Origin of the sequence: Christiangramia gaetbulicola (assembly GCF_003054225.1) — a bacterium.
In the GTDB taxonomy this organism is placed as follows: domain Bacteria; phylum Bacteroidota; class Bacteroidia; order Flavobacteriales; family Flavobacteriaceae; genus Christiangramia; species Christiangramia gaetbulicola.
This window is the reverse complement of the sequence record NZ_QBKQ01000002.1, coordinates 758,773-781,822: the sequence shown is the minus strand read 5'-3', so window position 1 is coordinate 781,822 and position 23,050 is coordinate 758,773. Positions and strand designations below refer to the sequence as shown.

General features: G+C 34.7%; 14 protein-coding genes. 9 read left to right on the top strand and 5 right to left on the bottom strand.

Annotation, left to right across the window (positions count from 1 at the left end; all coding sequences use genetic code 11):
- Positions 1-6 precede the first annotated feature (6 nt).
- Genes C8P64_RS10250 through C8P64_RS10240 form a run of 3 tightly spaced genes read left to right on the top strand, consistent with a single transcriptional unit; the run spans position 7 to position 3,363 of the window.
- Complete coding sequence (locus tag C8P64_RS10250) at positions 7-1,254, top strand: NAD(P)/FAD-dependent oxidoreductase (RefSeq protein ID WP_108171969.1); 1,248 nt, start codon at positions 7-9, stop codon at positions 1,252-1,254.
- A 9-nt stretch (positions 1,255-1,263) separates the two neighbouring features.
- A complete protein-coding gene (locus tag C8P64_RS10245) occupies positions 1,264-2,478 on the top strand; it encodes a M24 family metallopeptidase (RefSeq protein WP_211307613.1) in 1,215 nt (404 codons plus the stop codon).
- 9 nt (positions 2,479-2,487) lie between these two features.
- Positions 2,488-3,363, top strand: a complete 876-nt coding sequence (locus C8P64_RS10240; RefSeq protein ID WP_108171968.1) for an AraC family transcriptional regulator — start codon at positions 2,488-2,490, stop codon at positions 3,361-3,363.
- A gap of 444 nt (positions 3,364-3,807) precedes the next feature.
- Here C8P64_RS10240 and C8P64_RS10235 read toward each other — a convergent pair whose 3' ends face one another.
- The 4 genes from C8P64_RS10235 to C8P64_RS10220 all read right to left on the bottom strand — a co-directional run bounded on the left by C8P64_RS10235 (position 3,808) and on the right by C8P64_RS10220 (position 12,277).
- On the bottom strand, positions 3,808-4,053 hold the full coding sequence (locus C8P64_RS10235) for a hypothetical protein (RefSeq protein ID WP_341476489.1): 246 nt from the start codon (positions 4,051-4,053) through the stop codon (positions 3,808-3,810).
- Between the two features lie 91 nt (positions 4,054-4,144).
- Positions 4,145-7,270, bottom strand: a complete 3,126-nt coding sequence (lacZ, locus tag C8P64_RS10230) for a beta-galactosidase, LacZ type (protein ID WP_245889695.1) — start codon at positions 7,268-7,270, stop codon at positions 4,145-4,147.
- A gap of 19 nt (positions 7,271-7,289) precedes the next feature.
- On the bottom strand, positions 7,290-10,271 hold the full coding sequence (locus tag C8P64_RS10225; RefSeq protein ID WP_108171965.1) for an aminotransferase class III-fold pyridoxal phosphate-dependent enzyme: 2,982 nt from the start codon (positions 10,269-10,271) through the stop codon (positions 7,290-7,292).
- A complete protein-coding gene (locus tag C8P64_RS10220; RefSeq protein ID WP_108171964.1) occupies positions 10,268-12,277 on the bottom strand; it encodes an MGH1-like glycoside hydrolase domain-containing protein in 2,010 nt (669 codons plus the stop codon). Before C8P64_RS10220 ends, C8P64_RS10225 begins: the two co-directional genes overlap by 4 nt.
- Before the next feature lie 272 nt (positions 12,278-12,549).
- Between C8P64_RS10220 and C8P64_RS10215 the strand changes: the two genes are divergently transcribed.
- The 6 genes from C8P64_RS10215 to amaB all read left to right on the top strand — a co-directional run bounded on the left by C8P64_RS10215 (position 12,550) and on the right by amaB (position 21,880).
- The gene (locus C8P64_RS10215) at positions 12,550-13,110 is read left to right on the top strand and encodes an RNA polymerase sigma factor (protein WP_108171963.1); all 561 of its coding nucleotides are present in this window, start codon (positions 12,550-12,552) and stop codon (positions 13,108-13,110) included.
- 84 nt (positions 13,111-13,194) lie between these two features.
- Positions 13,195-14,319, top strand: coding sequence for a FecR family protein (locus C8P64_RS10210; protein WP_108171962.1), 1,125 nt, complete (start codon positions 13,195-13,197; stop codon positions 14,317-14,319).
- Positions 14,320-14,394: 75 nt separating this feature from the next.
- Positions 14,395-17,799: a SusC/RagA family TonB-linked outer membrane protein gene (locus C8P64_RS10205; RefSeq protein ID WP_108171961.1), complete on the top strand. Its 3,405-nt coding sequence runs from the start codon at positions 14,395-14,397 to the stop codon at positions 17,797-17,799.
- 11 nt (positions 17,800-17,810) lie between these two features.
- Positions 17,811-19,358 (top strand): RagB/SusD family nutrient uptake outer membrane protein, encoded by a 1,548-nt coding sequence (locus C8P64_RS10200; RefSeq protein ID WP_108171960.1) that lies wholly within the window; start codon positions 17,811-17,813, stop codon positions 19,356-19,358.
- A gap of 75 nt (positions 19,359-19,433) precedes the next feature.
- Complete coding sequence (locus C8P64_RS10195; RefSeq protein WP_108171959.1) at positions 19,434-20,339, top strand: DUF1338 domain-containing protein; 906 nt, start codon at positions 19,434-19,436, stop codon at positions 20,337-20,339.
- Positions 20,339-21,880, top strand: coding sequence for an L-piperidine-6-carboxylate dehydrogenase (gene amaB, locus C8P64_RS10190; protein WP_108171958.1), 1,542 nt, complete (start codon positions 20,339-20,341; stop codon positions 21,878-21,880). Before C8P64_RS10195 ends, amaB begins: the two co-directional genes overlap by 1 nt.
- Positions 21,881-22,005: 125 nt before the next feature.
- Here amaB and C8P64_RS10185 read toward each other — a convergent pair whose 3' ends face one another.
- Positions 22,006-22,446 carry a hypothetical protein gene (locus tag C8P64_RS10185; protein ID WP_108171957.1) on the bottom strand — a complete coding sequence of 147 codons (441 nt, stop codon included), beginning with the start codon at positions 22,444-22,446 and terminating at the stop codon, positions 22,006-22,008.
- Positions 22,447-23,050: the final 604 nt, after the last annotated feature.

Genomic DNA, 23,050 nt, shown 5'->3' with positions numbered 1-23,050 from the left:
TTAATCATGAATAAACAATGCCTAATTATTGGAGGAGGTATAATCGGCCTAAATATCGCTTATTATCTGTATAAGGAGGGCCACGAGGTGACGATTATAGATCGCAATGACTTTTCTTCGGGGGCCAGTTTCATAAATGCCGGCTATATAACCCCTAGCCATTTTATTCCGCTTAGTTCTCCTGGGATAATCACCAAAGGTTTAAAATGGATGCTGAATAAAAACAGTCCTTTTTATGTAAAACCCAGATCAGATATGGATTTTATAAAATGGGCCTGGTCTTTTAAAAGGTCTGCGACTCAGAAAAGAGTAGATCAATCCATTCCTGCAATTTTGAAAATTAATCTTATGAGCAGGGATTTATATCAGGCAATGAAAGAATCTTCAGATTTTGATTTCGAATTTAATCAAAAGGGGCTTTTAATGTGTTATAAACTGGCTGAAACAGGCGATGAGGAAGGGGAAGTAGCTGAAATAGCCTTAAAGCGGGGATTAAAGGTGAAGCACCTAAATAAAGAAGAACTTAAATTGTTGGAGCCGAATGTAGATTTTAATGTAAACGGAGCTTATTTTTATGACTCAGATGCGCATATGACTCCTAATGATTTTATGAGGGATATGAAAGCTTTTCTAAAAAAGCAAGGGGTGAATTTTATATTGAATGAGGAAGTGGAGGATTTCAAAATAAATAGTGGTAGAATTAATACTGTAAAAACTAGTCTTAGAGAAATTCCGGCCGATGAGGTAATTATTGCCGCGGGAACCTGGACTTCGAAACTTGCAAAAAAGTTAAAGATTCCACTTTCACTAGAAGCCGGAAAAGGATATAGTTTTAATGTAGAGAAATCCACTGGAATCAGTATTCCCACTATTTTGATAGAGGCTAGGGTAGCAGTAACCCCTATGAACGGTTTCACAAGATTTGCCGGCACTATGGAACTTTCGGGACTTAATGAAAGAATTTCAAAAAATCGTGTAGAAACTATCGCAAATGCTGCGGAAGGATATTATAAAGGTTTAAAAATTGATGAAGAGGATATAAGCAATGCTAAATCTGGATTGAGACCATGTTCTCCAGATGGTTTACCCTATATTGGTAGGAGCAAGGCTGTTAAAAACCTGATTTTTGCTACCGGACACGCCATGATGGGCTGGAGTTTGGGGCCAGCCACAGGCAAATTGGTTTCGGAAATCATTTCAGAGAAAAAATTATCAATGGATATCAATCCTTTTAGCCCAGATCGAAAAATTTAAAATATCAATATGTTGAAAAACGGAATTGGCGGAAGTACAATAGAAAAGGAACTTAATAAGTTAAAACCTATACCTGGCGCGCCAAATCCTGTTGCGCTGGATGGCTTCAACGAACGGCTACAGAAACTTTGCAAACTGATGCAAAAAGAATCAGTAGACATGATTTATATTAATGCCGGGCCAAATCTTTATTATTTTACAGGAACCAGGTGGTCTCCTTCTGAACGTCTGGTTGGCGCCCTGCTTCTTCCAGATGAAACCCTGATATATATAGTTCCAGATTTTGAGATCGGAACTATTAAAGATTTTATGGGAGTACAAGGTGAAATTTTAGCCTGGGAAGAACATGAAAATGTGTTCGAGGTAATTTCCGAAAAGATTGCTATAAAAAATGAATTTAGGTTGGGAATAGACGACACAACTGCTTTCAGGATAAGTGATGGTTTTACCCGGCATATTCAGAATGCCAGACAGTTTTCGGCAGAACAACTATTCATGGAATGCCGAATGTATAAATCTAAAGCTGAAATCAAGAATATCCAATATGCCATGAATATAACCATGGAGGTGCAAAAAGCTGCCGCCCGTATTTTGAGAATTGGCATTTCTACGGCAGAAGTAGTGGATTTTATAGATAAAGCACATAAAAAAATGGGAGCTAAAAATGGCTCTTACTTTTGCATTGTTCTTTTTGGAAAAGATACCAGTTTTCCACACGGAGTAAAGAATCCCAAGGATCTGGAAATGGACGATATTGTTCTAGTGGATACCGGTTGTGAATTTAACGGCTATATTTCAGATATTACACGCACCTATTTTTTTGGGAAACCGAATGACAAACAGCGACAGATCTGGCAGGTAGAGAAAGATGCACAATTTGCAGCTTTTTCAGCGATACAGGAAAATAGTGCCTGTGGAATAATAGATGATCAAACCAGGAAATTTTTAGAGAAAAACAATTTAGGGCCGCAATACCAATTGCCGGGACTTCCGCATAGAGTTGGGCATGGGATTGGTATAGAGATCCATGAGCATCCGTATATTGTAAAAGATAATTCTATTAAGCTCAAAGAAAGTATGTGTTTTAGTATAGAGCCAATGATTTGTGTTGAAAATGAATTTGGCGTTCGTCTTGAAGACCATGTTTATATTGATGAAAATGGCCCGGTTTGGTTCACCGAGCCAGCCAAAAGTATAGAAGATCCTTTTGGTTATAATGATTGATATTCGGGTATGAAGCCTATTTATTTCAAAATACCAAAAACTGAGAATAAAGCGATCCGTGTCCAGGAAGAAGCCGGAAAGTATTTTTATGGTAAACTGCATTACCACCCGGAATATCAGATTACACTTATTGAAAAGGGAACCGGTTTATTTTATGGAGGAACGAATGTTGTCAAGTTTGAAGAAGGAGATTTATATTTTATAGGTCAGGATGTACCACATTTAATAAAGAGTTCAGCAAAATATTATGAATCCGATTCCCCTGGAATAAAAGGTCTTTCAATTTTCTTTAGTTATAATAGCTTTGGAGAATCTTTTTTTGAAGTCCCTGAATTGAGGGAAATACGAAACCTATTGCTAAATGCAAAAAGAGTAATAAAGCTACGTCGAAATTCTGAATTTAATCTGGAACAAATGATGCTCGATATGCGCTCAGCAACAAATGAGGGAAGAGTGATTCAATTGTTGAAAATATTGAGTCAGTTTAATGATGAAAATTACGAATTCTTAAATGCTACTGGCCTATCACCAACCTTGAATGAAAAAGGATATGATCGTCTCAATAAAGTGATCAATTATACCTTTTCAAACTATGCAACGAATATTTTGGTTGAAAATGTAGCCGAAAAGGCAAATCTGAGTAAATCCCAGTTTAGCCGATATTTTAAGGAAAGGACCGGGAAAACGTATGTTCAGTTTCTAAATGAGGTACGAATCGAAAATGCCTGTGTTTTACTGATAAAGGAAGATTTGAACATTGAACAAATTGGTTACGATGTAGGATTTCAGAATTTATCTAATTTTAACCGGCAGTTTAAAAAAGTTAAAAACAGCACCCCTTCGCAATTTCGTACACAGTTTCAAAATGAGAGAACTATTTTATAATAGATAAATTGGTTATCAGCGGGTTGTTTTTAGGCTCTTAACCTGAGTTTTTCCTTCAAAGGAATTTAATAGTAACCTAGATAGTTTTTCTTACAAAAAAACGTTGTAATCCAATCGTCTGTGAATTATTTATGGTGGTAATAATGCATTTAATTAGTCAATTATATCTAAAGCTAAAGAGCATTCGCCTTTGTTTCTTTAATTTTTTTTCTCAGCTACTTCTTATAATTTATATGGATAATTATATATCCTTAATGTATGTAAAAGTAATAGAAGAATAGATCCTATTTCTCCTATAAGCGTTTATTAAATTCTTATAAAAGCCCGTAAACACTATGTTTCCGGGCTTTTTAATTTATCATCCTATCTATTAAAATCAATAGAAAGGAGTTAAATTCTTAGCTGCTTTGAAAAATAAAAACGGTATAGAAGTATTATAAAGTTCTATTTTGGATGCTTGAGATCTGGGATTTCAATCATTTTTCCATTCTTGAATCTCCCTAGAATTAACACATCTTTTATTTTTTTATATTCTTCAATGGCCAGCTGGAGTTGCTCTTTGGTGTCTCTTCTAATCTTGACGCCATTTTTTTTATTTTTATTTCGAACCTCAATGTAATATCCGTCCCTTAAATCTTTCGGTTTTGTCGATGGTCGGCCCATAATTAATTTTTGTTTTAAATATCGCAAGGCTAATTCCTATTAAAGTTTAAAAAGAATAATATAATTCTAAACATCAATAAAATTGTAGCCCATCAAATATGCGTAATGAGTATTTTTATTATTTCAGGTTTGGTTGAATAATAAAACTATATGAATAGGGATTCGGCTTAATAGTATACTCCGGATGAACTAGTCTCCCCCAGGAAGTATCACCTCCCACACCCATTTGCAAATAATCTATATTCCATTGTAAAGTTTCCCCCAATTTTATATCAGCTCCATGTTTTTTAGTTACAGGTACTAGTCCGGAAGCAGATGCGGCTTTTTCATTTTCTTCTAAATCAATTTCTGCCATTTTAAATGGCCATATACTTGAATTTAATAAAGAGTTCGTCGCATATACTGAAAGAGAAAGGTTCTCAGATTCCAGCCTTATCCATCTAACATCGGTTTTGTTTCCGGTTTCCTGAGGTCTTAGGTACCTATGAAATTGATCTTCAATTCTACCTGAATAAATACCGGTTTGTTGACCCGTTTTGCGATCCCAATAAGATTCTTCTGGTCCTTTTCCATACCAACTTAGATCTTTAAAATCGTTTGGTAAAATCATATACATTCCAATTCTTGGAATATTTGGTAGCTCTTTTTTGAGCGGTTCAAATTTATAGTTGATTTTAAGATCACCATCTGAATTTACTTCGTAAGCTACATTTACCTTCGCAATATTTTCAGGAAGCGCATAAGCCACCTCAAAAGCAACTCTTTTATCGTTAAGCACTGGTTGTTTAATTAGTTTTGAAGTGTAATTATACGTAGCCGTTTTCCATATTTTAGCCCATTTATCCATTCCGTTTCCTAGGTCATTATCTGTTGGGGCACGCCAAAAATTTAATTGTATGGGCTCATTGGTAATCAATTGATTATTATATTTCCATTCCTTGATTTCCCCGGAAACCTTATCCAAATTCAGTTGGAAATTTTTTCCTTTAATTATAAAGTTGTCTGATTGGGAAATAATATTTACTCCATCGTTGTTTACAAGTTTGAAACCTGATCCTTTAAATGCTGATATTACAAATTCCTCAAAAGCCAGTAGGTGATTTGCCGGTAATAGTTCTTCGTCTGAACTTGTTTTTAGGAACACCTGTAATATAAGTTCATTTTTAGAAGAGGTTTTATCGAATTTTATTTGAAAATCCTGCTTTGTTCTAGGCTTAAGGTTATTTATAGAAATCTTTCCTGAATCTATACTCTTTCCATTTTCAAGAAGTTTCCATTTAATTTTTTCATCATTTAATGTTTTAAAGAAATTTTTATTAAAAACCTTTATTGTAGTAGAAGCTTTATCAAATTTAAATTCAACCGGCTGGTAAACCTTTTTTACTTCAGATAAATGAGGGTGTGGATTACGATAAGGATCAACTAAACCGTTATTTAAAAAATTTCCATCTGTGGGTAAATCGGGATGATAATCATAACCGTACGCCAAATAAGGTTTCCCTTCGGGATATTTATATTCTAGGGCTTGATCTACCCAATCCCAGATAAATCCTCCCTGTAGAACTTCATAATTCTCAATGAGGTCCCAGTAATCCTGTAAATTCCCTACAGAATTTCCCATCGCATGGGCATATTCTATCATTATTACCGGTTTTTGAGGATTGTTTTTAGCGTAGTCTTCCAAATGCTCCGGTGAAGGATACATTGGGCAGTAGATGTCAGTATAATCTGCTGTTTTTGCTGGTTCATATTGAACAGGTCTGGAATCGTGATCTTTTAACCATTTATAGGTTGTCTCAAATACCTTTCCGTGGCCAGCCTCGTTGCCCAATGACCAGATGATAATAGAAGGATGGTTCCTATCTCTGTAGAACATTCTTTTTGTTCTCTCCAAATGTGCTGGGATCCAATTTTCCTCGTTTCCTATTTGTGTTTTTTCATCAATCGCCAGCGGATGACTTTCTATATTGGCTTCATCTATTACATAGAGTCCGTATTTATCGGTAAGATCATACCAATAAGGATCGTTGGGGTAGTGGCTGCTCCGTACAGCATTAATGTTATTTTGTTTCATCAAGCGAATATCCTTTTCCATACTTTCACGGCTTACCACATGCCCGGTGAAGGGATCGGTTTCGTGACGGTCCACGCCTTTAATGTAAATAGCCTTTCCGTTTACCAATAATTGGTTTTCTTTTATTTCCACGGATCGAAATCCAATCTTTTTTAATATAAAGGAAGGAGAAACATTTTTGTTTGGTTGCAATCTAATTTCCAATGTATATAGGTTTGGAATTTCAGCCGACCATTTTTCTATATTTTCAATTTCTTCTGAAAAAATTCTCTCTACAGAATCATTTTTTCTAACAAGGATTTCTTCCGAAGCTGAATAAACAATTTTTCCTTTTGGATCTTTGAGTTTTATCCAAAGTTTTGCTTTTTGGTTTTTTTTCGAAGAATTTTTGATGAAAAAGCTACCCTCAAAAGCACCATCCTCATAATTGTTTGCCAGATTTGCTTTAATTCCAAAATCCTGAACGTGGACTTTAGGAGTATTATAAAGGTAAACTTCCCGTTCTATGCCGCTCATCCTAAGCATATCCTGACTTTCCAAATAACTGGCGTCACTCCACCGAACCATTTGCAAGGCAAGCAGGTTTTTGCCATTTTTCACAAAATGGGTGATATCAAATTCTGCAGGGGTTTTTGAACCTTCAGAATACCCCACGAATTCCCCATTCAAATACACTTCAATGGCTTTTGCAGCGGCAAAATGTAGGATAACTCTATTGTTTTCAATAAAATCTTCTGAAATTTCAATGGTTTTTCGATAAGTGCCAACGGGATTATATTCGTAAGGAATATCTGGCCAGGTTTCATCAAAGGGATATCGTTCGTCCAGGTAAATAGGATGTCCGTAACCCTGAGTTTCCCAATTCCCCGGTACCTTTATCTTACCCCATCCTTCTGAATTAACTTCAGGATTATAATAATTTTCAGGACGGTCATTTAAGGATTTTACCCACTTAAAATCCCATTCACCGTTCAGAGAAATAAATCTATTAGAAAGTTCCTTTTCATTTTTTTTGGCTAAATCTTCGGTTTCAAAGGCGAAAAAGTCGGCTCTTGGATCAAGTTTGTTAATTTGAAAAACTGTATGATCTTCGTATGGTTTTTTACCCTGAGCGAATAGGTTTGTTCCTATTAATAATATGGATAAAAAGAAATATAATTGATTTTTCATTAATGGAGGTATATTAAATTTAAGAAGCATTTAAATTACTTGTTTGAAGTACGATACTAAGATGATGGAGAAAGTAGTCTATCTGATCTCGGTTTATTATTATAGGAGGTTTCAATTTCAGTACATTATTATCTGGTCCATCTGTGCTCATTAATACTCCTCTTTCTTTCATTCTGTTGACCAGTGAGTCGGCAGCATGGGGTAGGGGATTCTTTTTCTTGTCATTAAGTTCAAAGCCAAGAAATAATCCTTTACCCCTAACATCACCGATAATTGGGAATTGTTTTTGAAGTACTTTCAGTTGTGCTTTCAGATAACTTCCCATTTCGCTTGCATTTTGCTGTAGGTTCTCGTTTTCAATTACCTCAAGTACTTTTTTTCCTATTGCACATGAAACGGGATTCCCTCCAAACGTGTTAAAATATTCCATTCCATTGGCAAATGCATTAGCGATTTCCGCGGTACAAACCACGGCTGCTAGGGGATGGCCGTTGCCCAATGGCTTTCCTATGGTTACAATATCGGGTACTACGTTATGTTCTTGAAAACCCCAAAAATGTGTGCCTATTCTTCCGCAACCTACCTGTACTTCATCTGCAATACATACACCTCCAGCATCACGGGTATATTTATAAGCCAATTTTAGATAACCTTTGGGTAACTCTATCTGCCCTCCACAGCTAATGATACTTTCACAAATAAATGCTGCGGGTTTTCTATTTTTTTCATGGATGTTTTCAATAGCTTCTTTAATATGGGCAGCATATTGCGAACCAGTATGCTCCCCACGGTATTTTCCTCTGAATAAATCAGGTAATGGAACTATTTGGGTATGTTCAGGTGCGCCTTTTCCTCCTTTGCCATCAAATTTATATGAGCTAATATCTATACAGGCATTAGTATTTCCATGATACCCGACTTCTACAGCAATAAAATCTTTTTGGGCAGTATAAGATTTTGCCATTCTAATGGCCAGTTCATTGGCTTCACTCCCTGAATTTACAAAATGAACTACCGAGAGTTCTTTAGGAAAAGTTTCTAAAAGCTTTTTCGCAAAAGTGACAATATTCTCATGAAGATAACGGGAATTAGTATTGAGCATTTCCATTTGCTTTTTTCCCGCTTTTACAATTTCTGGATGCTCGTGCCCTACATGAGCCACATTATTTACCATATCCAAATATTTGCGCCCCTTATCATCTATAAGATAGGCTCCATCTCCTCTAACAATCTTTAAGGGTTCTTCATAACTTAGACTAAGGCTTTTGCCTAAATATGCTTTTCGTTCTGAGAAAAGGGCTTCGTTATCTAATCCTGGGTCCTGGATTTTATGCTGTTTAAATAAAAATATAGGATCAGGAAAAACTTGATTAAATACTCTTTTTTCCCGGTCTAAACAATGTGTAATCGGATGTACTTCGTTAGGATGATGAAGACTTAGCTGAAGTATAAATGCCTCTTTCTCTTTGGATTTATGCTTTCCGATAATATCTCCCTTCTCAATTTCCCCATGAATAACTAAGGAAGGTTCAAACATAAGATTCCGGTAAATGGTATAAAATTTACCATTCTTACCAAAGGAATTTTCTATTATGCAAATTTTCCTGGTTTCATTCAGCTCTACAATTTTCCCAGGAATTAATGCACAAACGTTGAATTTTCTAAAGTACCAAAATTGCACCCCTAGTAATAGATTAGACCAAAAGTCACCCCTTAAAGTTTTAATTCGATTTTCCTCTCTTATCAATTCAGGCCGAACCTCATTATAACCTCCATAAATTATATTCTCAGCATTTTCTTTCCAGTGCTCCTTAAGTCTTTTAGCTATTTTTCTTTTATCCTTTGTATCTTGGAGACTGCTAATTGAATCTGTTGAAATATCTATATTCAAGTACTTAAATGAAGTGCTTCTTTTAGTCTCAAAAAGATCTGAAAGCTCCAAATTCGTTGAATTACAGAATTTTTGAAATCGTAAATATTTTTTACTTGTCCTATAGCCACATGCGTCTTTAAATAGTTCACCTGCCAGATAGGGTTTTATATGGTACCAATTTTCAATTAATTCCCAGGCAGCTGCAGTACTTACCTGGTGATATTTGTTTTCAGGTTCAGATTTAGCGTTAATTTCAGATTTAGTAAGGCTAATGACCAATCTTGCACCTACCAGCCAGTAAAGCAATTCTAACTCATTTTCTTTTAAGGGGAAGGAAGCGTGATAGCCTTTTATTACTTCTAAAGCGGCTTCAAGCAGCTGCTCTTTTTGCATTATGGCATATGTCACACAAATTGCCAGATCATTAATAGTCGCAGTATAAGTAGCGTCTCCAAAATCTATAAAACCAATTACCTTTTCGTTGTTGGGTTGGATTATAATATTGTTATCATTAATATCATTATGTACTATACTTTTGCGACAATTGGCTAATTGAGATTCTATAGATTTAAAGCCCTTGTAAAAGTGATCTATATAATTTTTCTTTTGTGATTTAAAAAGGTTTTGATGCGGTTTAGTCCAGGAAGTTTGTGAAACATCCCAGTCGAATTTTCTCTTTATTGGAAATGGATCTTCAAAATTATTTAAAAGGCCTGTAAGATAACCGGCTTTTTTTCCAAGGTCCTTCAAGAGTCCCGGGGTATGTTCTTTAGCATCACTCCAAAGTTCACCGGGAAGCCAGGTTAATAACCTTACATAATAATTGTTTCCTTCGATTTTCAGTTCATTTATTTGTTTACCATCGATGCCTAGAATTATTTCGGGTAACAAAAGGGTAGGATCACCACCTTCTAAATGATTGAGAATATTATTCTGAAAATTCAGGAATTCGATTTCACATTTTTCTTTTGAAGCTATTTTGAGAATATAATCCCTAGAATCTGTCTTAATTAAAAAATTAAGGTCTAATTCCCCTGGAAGTGATTTCACAGCTCCAGTTTTATTATAAAGCTTTCTTGCAATTTCGTTGATGGTATCCTGGTCAAAGTCCAGCTTCAAATTACTCATAATTGTTTATTTAAAAGTAGAAGTAAATAATGTGCCGCAGACCAGCTAAAATTGTATGCCTCAAGGCCTTTGCCGGATATTGGATTATAGTTTTCGCGAATAGCCTTTCCTTTTTGGGTTACCCCTTCAGCATTGTGTATTAATTTTCTGGTCAATTCATTCGCTTCACTCTCATAGCCATATTTTTTTAATCCTTTTATTCCGAAATACGATTGATCTATCCAGGTTGGCCCGCGCCAATATCCTCCATCCGGCTTGAATTTTTCTGAACTGGCATCCAAGGTTTGTAAAGGAACGGATGTATTGAATTGTGTGCTATCCATCATTATTTTCAAAAGATTATTGGCTTTAGATTTAGAAGCAATGCCTGCCCAAAGTGGAATCCATCCTTCGCTACCCTTTATTTTAATAAATGAATTACCATCCAAGGACGTATCATAGTACCAGCCATCCTCCTCGTTATAGAATTGGTGGTTAATTTGTTCTCTTAAGATATCCGCCTGTTTTTCAAAAAGGTCTTCATCCTTTTTAATTTTCAGGATTTTCGCCAGTTTCTTTAAATAAAGCTTTTCCGCATACAAGAAAGAGTTTAGGTCCACACTTTCCTGATCCATAGAGAAGGCATTTTTGGAGTTTGGCAATAGTTTGGTATCGTCAAATCGCACTGCATTGTCCATACCACTCTCCCATTTTGCTGCGATTAAAGTTCCATCTGTAGATCCATATTCGCAAATTCCATCTTTATCATGATCACGATACAGGTACCACCATTCATGTTGTTTTTTAATTTTTGGGTAAATTTTTTTAATGAAATCTCTATCGCCATCCTGTTTGAAAATGGTCCAAGCGGCCCAGGCAGAAAGTGGAGGTTTAGTGTTACGGTAATTGTTTTCTTCAATTACATTATCACGGTATACACAATCTGGTATAAAACCGTTTTCGGTTTGGTAATCATACATTGCCAGCACTTGAGATTTGGCTAGATCTGGATCGTAATAGGCTACCGCCACTGCATGCTTCCAGCTATCCCAAGCCCAAAAGCCATAAAACCATTTATAATGATAACTAGGAAAAAATCCATCATATTTTAATCCGCCAGAGGCTGCTCGCCAATTGTTTTGAAGGGTAAGCAAGGATTTTTGTGCTAATTGGTAATAAGTAGAATCCTTCCATTGATCTTGCATTAGGTTTTGGATGGATCCTATTAAGGCAAGCTTTTCTTGTTGGATTTTTTTGTGTTCCTGGTAAAAATTGCCTTGGATAGTATTTATTAAGTCAAGTTCATTTTTATCAAATTCAGTCGCAAATGTGAAAGAATAAATGAATTCGTGGGTTGCTCCCGAGGCAACTTCAATTGGATTTAGATCGGCAGAGTAAGATGTGTCAGAAATAACAATAGAAGACAGCTTAACTTCTGTGGGTAGGTTAAGCAATCCGTAAAAATTATTGGTTTTACTTTTTACTTTAATTAGCTTTTTTTCTTGTTCTAGACTAAAACCGGCTTCAAATATCTTCCCTTCTATAACGGGCTGGATAGAAATTAGTTTATCATCAAAATTTTTAATTTGAAATTTAAATACAGCAGTTTTTGCTGAAGCAAAAAACATCGAATGTGATATCTGCCAGTTTTTAGTTTCTTTCTTAAAATTTAATCCAGAAAGTCTTCCTTCGTATGAGTTTCTAATTAAAGTTTTCTGGTTGGCTTCCATTAAACTTTTTATACGAATATTAACTAATGAAGGACTTAACCAAGTACCATTATTTTGTGACATGATAAAAGGACCTGAAAAGCCATCTTGATTAATAGCACTAGGTGTAGAAAATCCAAACCACGAACCTTTATCTGAGAAGATGAGAAAAGATTTATCTTCTGGAGAATCTGGGGTTCCTCTGTAGTCTAATAAGTTATAAATTTCTTTTTTAGCCGAACGATTATGGTTTTTTTGAGCAACCATAAAAAAAGTGCTAATAAAGAGGTAAAAGCATAGCAATAGATATCTATTCATTTTTATAAAAGCTTTAATCTGAAAAACTCAGAAAAGGTTACTTAAATAGAAATGAATTAAATGGAAATAAAATCTTGTTTTGAAAAATGAGAATGTGTGGACGCATGCAAATTACAAAAAATTAGTAAATGCCAAATAAATAGCTTAAAATTTTTCAAGATTTGATAAATCAGTGTTTAAATGAAATAAGATTAACAAAATGTTAAAACTTCAATTCAAAATATTGTGTAGCTCGGTTAAAATATCTTGTTTTGTTTAAACCTTACTAACGAGTGGAATTAAATCTTATTCTGGAGAGATTAAAGAAAAAGGATAGGAAAGCTTTTCAAAAAGTTTTTGAGGCTTTCTATGCTCGTTTAGTATCTTACTCTTATAAATTCACACTCGATCAGGTGGCCAGTGAAGACTTGGTTCAGGAATCCTTTATTTACTTATGGGAAAATATCTCTAACCTGAATATTGAAAAGTCCTTTCAGGCGTATTTATTTACTATGGTAAGGAACCGTAGTTTAAATCATCTAAAAAAAATTAAGGTCTCCGATTCAGATTATTTTATAGATATCTCAATATCCCTAACAGAAGAACTTCAAGTAGAGGTTTTTAATGAGAAAGAAATGTTGGAACTAGTTAAGAAGGCTGAAGGGATCCTGGAAAATTTACCAACGAAAATGCAGGAAATCTTTAAGCTAAAAGTAATGTATGGCTTAAGTTATAACGAAATTTCGGAAGAAATGGGGATCTCCGTAAATACCGTAAAAACCCAGTTAAAACGTGCTAAATTTAAAATTGAATCAGCTCTCATAGTCGTTTCTATATTCTGTTTTTTTAACTGATTTAGAAAAAAAATCCAAAAATTGTCACCCAAATCATAAAATAATTTGTCTCTAATATAAAGGGGGCATCATACCTAATTTATAATGGAGTATAGTTTATTAATAAAAAGAATTAAAAGGGGATTAACTCCAGAGGAAGAAAAACAATTTCAGGATTGGTATTCTTCTTCAGAGGAGCATCGCCAGTATTATTTTAAACTAAAAAATTATAATCAAAAAAATACAACGATTCAGGTTAATACTTCTTTCGCATGGAAAAAGTTTGAATCTAAAATTGTAAAAAGCGATACTTCTTCTTGGAAATATACCGTTGCAGCGATTTTGGTTATTAGTTTAATAAGTTTTCCACTTTATTTTTTCCTGAATAGTCCTTTTGATCAGGAAAATCAGGTGGTGAATATTCAGGAAACAGAAAACAAATCTGACGAAATAATTTTTAAAGATCAGAATGGTAACACCATAAGCTTTGGAAAAAAAGATTCTTTTGTTGCAGGAGGGTATTACCAAGCGAATAAGGATAAACTTAAAATCGATAAAACTCAAGGAAGGTCTGGTACTAATACTATCATCGTTCCTGCAGGTAAGCAATTCACTGTTGAATTGAGTGACGGTACTAGAGTAACTTTAAATGCAAAATCTAAACTTGAATTTCCTACCAGTTTTGAGCAAAGTAAAAAGCGAGAAGTGGTTTTGGTCTATGGAGAAGCCTATTTTCAGGTTACATCAGCTCTAGAAAATAATGGTAAGAAGTTCATTGTTAAAAATTCGAATCAGAATATTGAGGTAATTGGAACCTCGTTCAATATAGAGAATTATAGCGAGCAAAAAATTGTGACTACGCTGGTTGAAGGTAAAGTAAACCTATTATATGGTAAAAATGCTATTGCCTTAATTCCTGGTCAGCAATCGATTATTGAAGGCAATGCCTTAAAAGAAATAAAAGAAGTAGACGTATACGATTATATAGCCTGGAAGGACGGAATGTTTTTATTTAAGGATGAATCTTTAAAAGGCATTTTCGAGGTTTTATCAAGATGGTATGATATAGAAGCAGATTTCCAGGAGAAGGAATTAGAAGAAATGAAATTTAATGGCAGGTTCAAGAAAGATCAAAATCTTGAAAGTATCCTTCGCATTATTGAAAATACTAAACGAGCACGATTTGAATTAAATGGAAATAAAATCAAAGTAATGCAATACCAAGAATGAAAAGGAATGGGGTTTATATCTGGACAATCTAAACCCTCATTCCAATTAATTAAGTAATTAACTAACTACAAATTTATGAAAACTAAATTGAATGGTAAACTATTGCCTTTGCCGAAGGGAATATTAATCTTTATTATGAGAGTCTTTATCTTATTCTTTTGCATTAGCAGCTTTGGATTTAACTCTGATAAGCTGTTTTCCCAGAATGCTAAAATAAAAATTGATAAGTCTGCCAATATTAGTGTCGAAGATGCTTTTCAACTAATTAAAGAGCAGACAGATTACACTTTTATTTACCCAAGTAACCTTTTCAATGAAGCGCCTAGTCTTAGATTGAATGCTGGTATTATTTCAGCAGAAGATTTATTAAATCGCTGTCTATCCTTAGTAGATTATACCTATGAGTTCACTGAAGAACATGTAATTCTATTAAAAGAAAAAGAAGTTTTTTATGATACGGGTACGCAAACGATTTCGGAACAATCAACAATAACAGGAACAGTTACAGATTCCAAAGGAATGCCTTTACTATCAGTAAATATTTCTGTGAAGGGAACAAATAGAGGAACTCAAACCGATTTTGATGGAAAATATTCCATTGAGGTTTCCCAAGGTGAAGAATTAAGCTTTCAATATATAGGATTTAAAACGAAAACTATTGAAGTAGGGAATCAGCAAATAATTGACGTTACTTTAGAAGATGACCTTGAAAGTCTAAATGAAGTAGTTGTCGTAGGTTATGGTACTCAAAAAAGGAGTGATGTAACTGGAGCGATTAGCTCAGTTAAAAGTGAAGAACTTAATAAAGTTATAACTACAAATCCACTTGATGCTTTACAAGGTCGAGTTTCGGGAGTTACAGTTACAAATTCAACCGGAAGTCCGGGATCTGCACCTGAGATTTCGATTCGTGGAATTGGAACTTTCGGAAACAATGAGCCTCTTTATATTGTGGACGGAGTTCAGGCCGATCCTTATTTTATCAATACCAACAATATTGAAAGTATCGAAATTCTTAAAGATGCAGCCTCTGGGGCAATTTATGGAACCAGAGCAGCAAATGGGGTTGTAATCATTACGACCAAAAAAGGAGAGGAAGGAAAACCTAGAATTGAGATTGAATCTTCTTTAAGTATAAATACACCTAGGGAAGAAATGGAGCTATTAAATGCTCAAGAATATATTGCCGTTCACCGTCAAATGTATGAGAATGCAGGCGCAGAACTTCCACAATATGTGGTAAATCCATCCACATATGATACAGACTGGATTAATGAAACCCACAGGACAGGATATCTTTCTAATCATAATATTAGAATTAGTGGCGGTAGTAAAAATATAAATTATAGTGTTGGAGGTAATTACGCTGAGGAAACGGGCTTATTAATTGGTTCCGGATTCACTAAAAAAGGTGTCAATTCTCAGATTAATTTAGAAAAAGGGAAATTAAATGTTTCCACGAATTTAAATTATAGTGAAACCTATAGAGAAGAACATAAATTTTCTATCAGGGAGACCTATTTTATTTCGCCTTTAATTCCGGTATTAGATGAAGACCGTGAATCAGGATTTGGATATAGGTCAGGGGATCTTCCAGATCATAGAAATCCAGTAGGAGAAGATCATTTTCTAGAATCCTATACTAAACAGAAATATTTTCTTGGTAATGTAAATTTTGATTTTGAAGCATTTGAGAATTTCCATATTGGAGCAGGTTTTAGCCTTGCTGACCGCCAAAATTACACATACAATTTTCACCAGCCATTTCGAGTAAGAGATGTACAAGATATTGCTGAACGTGAATTTTCTTTTTTATCTGAATACCATTCAGAATTCAGAAGATTAAATGAAGAATATACACTAAGGTATAACTTTGATTTAAGTAAACATAGAGTGGGACTATTGGCAGGATACCAAAGAATTAGGGAACCATTTAAAAGTACCTATGCTCAGGCTGAGGGTTATAAGATCGATGATGACGGGAATAAGGTGCCAGCTACTATATTAGATCCCGATTTCAATACGCTGGATGCGTTTAGCGATGGCACCTATTCAGCTAGTGGAACGAACGCTGAATATGCTTTAGTTTCCCAGTTTGGAAGAATAAATTATGCTTTTGATGAGAAATACCTCGTTCAGGCTAGTTTAAGACGTGATGGGAGTTCCAAATTTGGAAAAAATAACCAGTATGGTGTTTTTCCCTCTTTTGCTTTAGGGTGGAAAATTACCGAAGAAAACTTCATGGAAAATCAGGAAGTGCTCAATTTTCTAAAATTACGATATAGTTGGGGACAGGCGGGAAATGATAGTGCCTTAGGTTATTATGATTATGTTGCATTGATATCACAAGGTAAAAGTCAAAATGATGGGGGCTACGTTTATGGTAATCCGCAGAACTCATATTTAGGTAGTATAGCGCGCGACCTCCAAAATGATGATTTACAGTGGGAAACTAATACTTCCGCTAACTTCGGATTGGATTTTGGATTATTTGATAATAAACTCCAAGGTTCAATAAACTATTATAATAGTAAAACCGAAGATTTATTAATAACAAGAGAAGTGTCCCCTTCCGCAGGAATTAACAATCCTATTGTAAATGTTGGCGCATTCGAAAATAAAGGATTCGAATTTGAAGCTAATTATCGCAACAGGGATAATGATTTTAAATATTCTGTCGGAGGAACTTTTACGACTATTAATAGTGAAGTCACTAAATTAAGTAATGAAGACCAGGTATTGTATGGTATCGGTTTATTATTTGGATCTGACCATTTTGTAAATCAGACAAAGATTGGTTATGAACCGGGAGCCTTTTTTCTCCCTGTTGCAGATGGAATTTTCCAGAATGAGCAAGAAGTACAGTCTCATAGTGTGAATGGAAATCTTATTCAACCCAACGCAGAGCCCGGCGATATAAGGTTTAAAGATCAAAATGGTGATGGGGTGATAAATGAAGATGATGAAGTATATGCAGGAACCGCAATACCAAAGTATGAATATAGTTTAAACCTGACTGGAGAATACAAGAATTTTGATCTTACCATATTCTTCCAGGGTGTAGGAGGAAATAAAATTTATAATGGAAATGATTTCAGGCTTTTAAGTTTGGATACCGGAAGAAATTATCGAACAGCTGCCCTTGATGCATGGACACCGGCTAATACTAATACAGAGGTGCCTCGAGCAGTTTTAAATGATCCAAATCGCAATAACCGTGCTTCCACTAGATTTCTAGAGGATGGAGATTACCTAAGGTTGAGAACTTTACAACTAGGATATACTTTTTCTCCAGATGTGATCAAAAAGACATTTGTAGATCGTGCAAGAATATTTATAACAGGTCAGAACCTCTTTACGGTAACGAATTATTCAGGCCTTGATCCAGAAGTTGGTGGAAGTGTACTTTCCAGAGGGATCGATGTAAACCTTTACCCAAAATATAAATCACTAATAACTGGAGTTCAACTTAGTTTCTAAAAAGTATTAAAATGAAAAAATATATAATAAAATCCGTTTTTCTATTAAGTATTTTACTGACTATAGGATGTTCTGATGATGAATATCTAGATAAGCAACCCCCGGATCAGCTTACTTCGGAAAATTTTTGGCGTAATGCCGAAGATGCAAGATCTGGTTTAACGGCAGCTTATTCAGAATTAGAAGCCAGAAGTAATTTCTGGGATGGCTGGCAAGAAGGTCGTTCTGTGGTGGAATATTTTCGATCAGATTATGTTTTACCTGGCCCTGATGCCACGAATTATTCGCACTGGATGTCGATTTATAATTTCAATTATACTAATGGACATATTTTCCTGGATGTGCTTTGGAGTACTAATTATAAAGGAATTAATTTTTCGAATCAGGTTATAAAAAATGTTTCTGAAATGACCGAAGATCAAATCTCTGATAGTGAAAGGGAACAAATTTTAGGGGAAGCCTATTTCCTTAGGGGATATTATCATTTCAAGTTACTCACTTTATTTGAACAAATTATCATAAGGGACGATATCGTAACTTCAAGTACTTTAGATAAAGCTTTGGCAACGAGAACTGAAGTATGGGATTTTGTTTTGCAGGATTTTAAAACAGCGGCAGATAAGTTGAGTTTTGAAATACAGCCTCAGAACTATGGTCGTGCAAATAAAGGTGCTGCCCTGGGGTATTTAGGAAAAGCATATATGTACAAAGCAGGAGATGCTTCTTCTAGTACCGGGGATGACTATCAGAATGCAGCTGAAGCCTTTTTTAAAGTTAGTGAAAGCGGGCAGTATGCTTTAGTTGATGACTTCAAGAGCTTGTTTAATGGTGAAAACGAGAATAATAAGGAATCTATATTTGAATTGCAGTTTAAAAGTGGTGATGCGACTTCCTGGAATGCGACACGTTTACATTCGTTTGTAGCCGATTGGGCCATAGGGGGATGGGGCGGTATTTTAGCTGATGATCGCTTAGTAGCCGAAATGAAAGAAGAGGGAATGATTGCAGAGAACGGTCTTTATGACAATAGATTATATGCAACCCTTTACTTTGATGATCCATATTTCAATGACGAATCTGCCAGAAGGATGGAAGGGAGTACCTGGAATGATTTAATTGAATCTACCTACGGTGATCCCGATGCGAAAGATGATGTGGCATTTTTCAGAAAATGGCTGCCGGAACCTGTAGAAGGAAATGGATATATAGGCCTTAATGTAACTCTACTTAGATATGCTGATGTGCTATTGATGCATGCAGAAGCTTTGAATGAAACCGGAAATACTGAAAAGGCTGCGGAATTAATCAATCAAGTGAGAGAAGCGCATGGAAATGTTCCTGCCGTTACTTTAAATTCCAAAGAGGCTGTATTTGAACAAATTGTACATGAAAGAGTGATGGAACTAACACTCGAAAGTACTAGATTTTTTGACCTAAGAAGATGGGGAATGCTTGATGCGGCAATGAATGCTGCCGGTAGAGTTGATTTTGACGCGCAGCAACATTCATATCTGCCTGTACCATTATCAGAGATACAGACCAATACTGAAATTAATTAAAAAGAAATTTGAGTTAGCCATTAGTGAATTCGACCTATCTAGGTCGAATTCACTTTTTAAAATAATTAGAGAATTATGAAATTCAGTACAGAAAATGATTTGAATGAATTATTAAACTCTTTAATAATTCCATATAAAGAAAGGGTTCCAGACGTATATAGAATAATAAATGGAATGCTTGAAAAAGGAATGATTTCCAAGGAAGAAGATATAATTAATGACCATATAGCCTTTCGTACACTGGGGTTACCGTACCTAGGAATAACTTCACTTGAAAAAATTTTCCTTCATTATGGCTATGAAAAACGAGACTATTATTTTTTTCCCGAGAAAAAATTAAACGCTTTTTGGTATTCGCATCCAGAAAATAAATATCCACGGATCTTTATCAGTGAGTTAAGGGTTTCAGATTTAAGTCAGAATGCCCAGAAAATTATCCAGAAATACACTAAAAATATAAATTCAGACCCAGTGGATTACATAGATTTTAAAAATGTAAGCGAGGTTTCTGACTTTTTTACTTCCGCATTATGGGAATTACCAACTTTGGATGATTATCAAAGCCTACTTGAAGAAAGTGAATATGCTGCCTGGGTAATTTATAATCGCTATTATTTAAATCATTTTACTATAAGTATCCATGATTTACCTGAAGACTATAACCGACTTGAAAAATTTAATGACTTTTTAAAATCCATAGAAATAAAATTAAATAATTCAGGAGGAGAAATAAAGGAAAGTCGAGATGGACTTTTAAAGCAAAGCAGTTCGGTAGCCGGTAAAGTGAGAGCTAATTTTCTAGGTTCAGAAGTTATCGAAATACCAGGCAGTTATGTTGAATTTGCTCAACGACTGGTATTGCCGGAATTTTCCGATTTACCCCTATCCAAAATAAAGAAGGATCACCGTCGTGATGGTTTTGAAACCGGAAATGCAGATAAAATTTTTGAATCTACCTATGAATCACAACAGTTGAAATAATGAGAAAATCACCCATAGAAATATTAAATAAACTAAAAATTGAAAGTCCTTTTTATAGTTACAGTACAGGATTGGAAAATAGGTATTGTGAAGAAACTAAAGGTAGAAGAATAATTTCTCCAGTAGATAACAGGCAGATAGGTGAAATAAGTTTTCTTTCCAGTGAAGGATATGAAAATGTGATAAATACAGCTGAGCATGCATTCCTAGTATGGAGAAAAATACCAGCGCCAGGACGCGGAAATATTGTAAGACAATTAGGTGAGGAGTTAAGAAAAGAAAAGGAGGCCTTAGGAACTTTGATTAGTTATGAAATGGGTAAATCTCTGCAGGAAGGGTATGGCGAGGTTCAGGAAATGATCGATATCTGCGAATTCGCAACGGGTTTGTCACGACAATTATATGGTCTTCAAATACAATCTGAAAGACCTGCTCACCGGTTATTTGAACAATGGCATCCCTTAGGAATTGTAGGTGTTATTTCGGCTTTTAATTTTCCTGTAGCGGTTTGGGCCTGGAATACAGCTATTGCATTAGTTTGCGGAAATGTTTGTATATGGAAACCTTCAGAAAAAACACCGTTTTCCTCGATTGTTTGTCAGGAGATTTTTTCCAGGGTTTTAAAAAGTAATAATTTACCGGAGGGTATTTCTTCTTTAATAATGGGAGATTTAGAAATAGGAAAGAAAATGGCTGAGGATAGTCGTATTTCCTTGATTTCAGCGACAGGTAGTACTGCTATGGGAAGAGATGTTGCTCAGCGAGTAGGAAAAAGATTAGGTAAATCTATTCTCGAACTTGGAGGGAATAACGCAATAATACTTTCCGAACATGCAGATATTGAAAAAGCATTGCCAGCATTGGTTTTTGGGGCTATAGGTACAGCAGGTCAACGTTGTACTTCTACACGACGATTAATAGTGCACGAAAATATTTACAATAAATTTCTAAGACAATTAAAAAATGCATTTGAACAAATAAAAATTGGCGATCCATTGAATGAAGAGAATCATATGGGGCCATTAATAGATGAAGATGCGGTGAATAATTACTATTTAACTATTGAATTAGCTAAAAAACAAGGGGCAAAGATAATTTCGGGTGGAAAAATGGTTTTAGTTGGAGATAACTGTTCACAATGTTACGTAGCTCCTACGATTATAGAAGCAGATCTAAATCTGGAGATTATGAAAACAGAAACCTTTGCCCCAATAGTATATATTGTTAAGTATAAATCAATAGAAGAGGCTATTAAATTAAATAATAATGTTCCTCAAGGGTTGTCTTCTGCACTGTTTAGTTTGAATCTACGAGAAGTTGAAGAATTTCTTTCTTTTGAGGGTTCAGATTGTGGGATTGCCAATATTAATATTGGAACATCTGGAGCCGAAATCGGAGGAGCATTTGGTGGTGAAAAAGAAACAGGTGGAGGGAGAGAAAGTGGTTCTGATGCCTGGAAATCCTACATGAGGAGGCAAACCTGCACTGTAAATTATGGTACTGATTTACCTTTAGCTCAGGGTATTAAATTTAACTTATAGAATTGATAAAGTATTCTTTTAATAAATTTAATAGGCCTGGATTAATAAAGTCCAGGCCTTTTTTTAGATTTTTACAAACACCTTAGACTATTAACTAATGCTTTACAATAATTTATATTATTGAATTAGCGTGAAAGACCTCTGTTAAATCTCTTTTCTTGTTCTTTGTATGATAACAAGTTCTTAATACCTGATAATGACAGTTTTCGATCTATTGCTGAACCCTTAAAAGAAGCACCTTTTTTATCTGTAAATGATATTCCTCTACCAATACTGGTTTTGATTACTTGATTTTCCAATTCATGGATCACATCATCTAATGAATCTGAAATATCGATTGCCTTAAAAATAAGTTCTTTTAGATTATTACTCCTGGAATTATTAGAAATGAATTCCTCGTTATTTTTAAGTTTTTCAAGTTTCCGATCAATTTTATGAAGTTTATATTCTTCCTCGATCGTCCTGTAAAAATCTAAAGTTTTAATATGAGTAAATTTATTGTGGAGAATATAAGATTGACTCAAAACTTCTAAAGAATTATCCAATTCTCCAATATCGAAAGTCACATAAATTCTTCCTTTATTTCGATATACTTATTTTTATAATTGGTTTACAGCAATTTTTGTCATATCCAGAGGTTATTATTACTAATGTATTTTTCTCAAAATCAAAATTTAATTCACTAAATTTTTGAGCTTGTTCTTCATTTCTAATACCGATGTTTCTATTATAAATTTCGGAACACTCATCCTCTGTTTTAAAAACAAGGTATTGAGGGACAATTCCATCATCTCGAGAGGAACGAAATTTTCTTGTTGAATTATTTCATAGGGTATTTCTGTTTCTTATAAAATAATGGTAATTGCCTTATAGAATATGAATTACTTCTAGAATTTCTTCAAGTTTTTCTATTCTTAAACTTCTTCGATCAATTTTATAGGTTTGATAATATGATAATGCTGCGATTTTTATTGCGAGTATTGAAATTGAAAAATTGATTATTTGGCTTATCTCCATCTAAAATATATTGTGCACAACGGTCTCGGTTATCGCCAGTTGGCGGAGTAGGGGACGCGGATTTGTCGGCTTAGTATTGGTTTGTTAATCAAGTGAATTATTATCTTTCTAACGCTGCCGTCTATTGGCGATGAACCGTTGTTACCTGCAGGC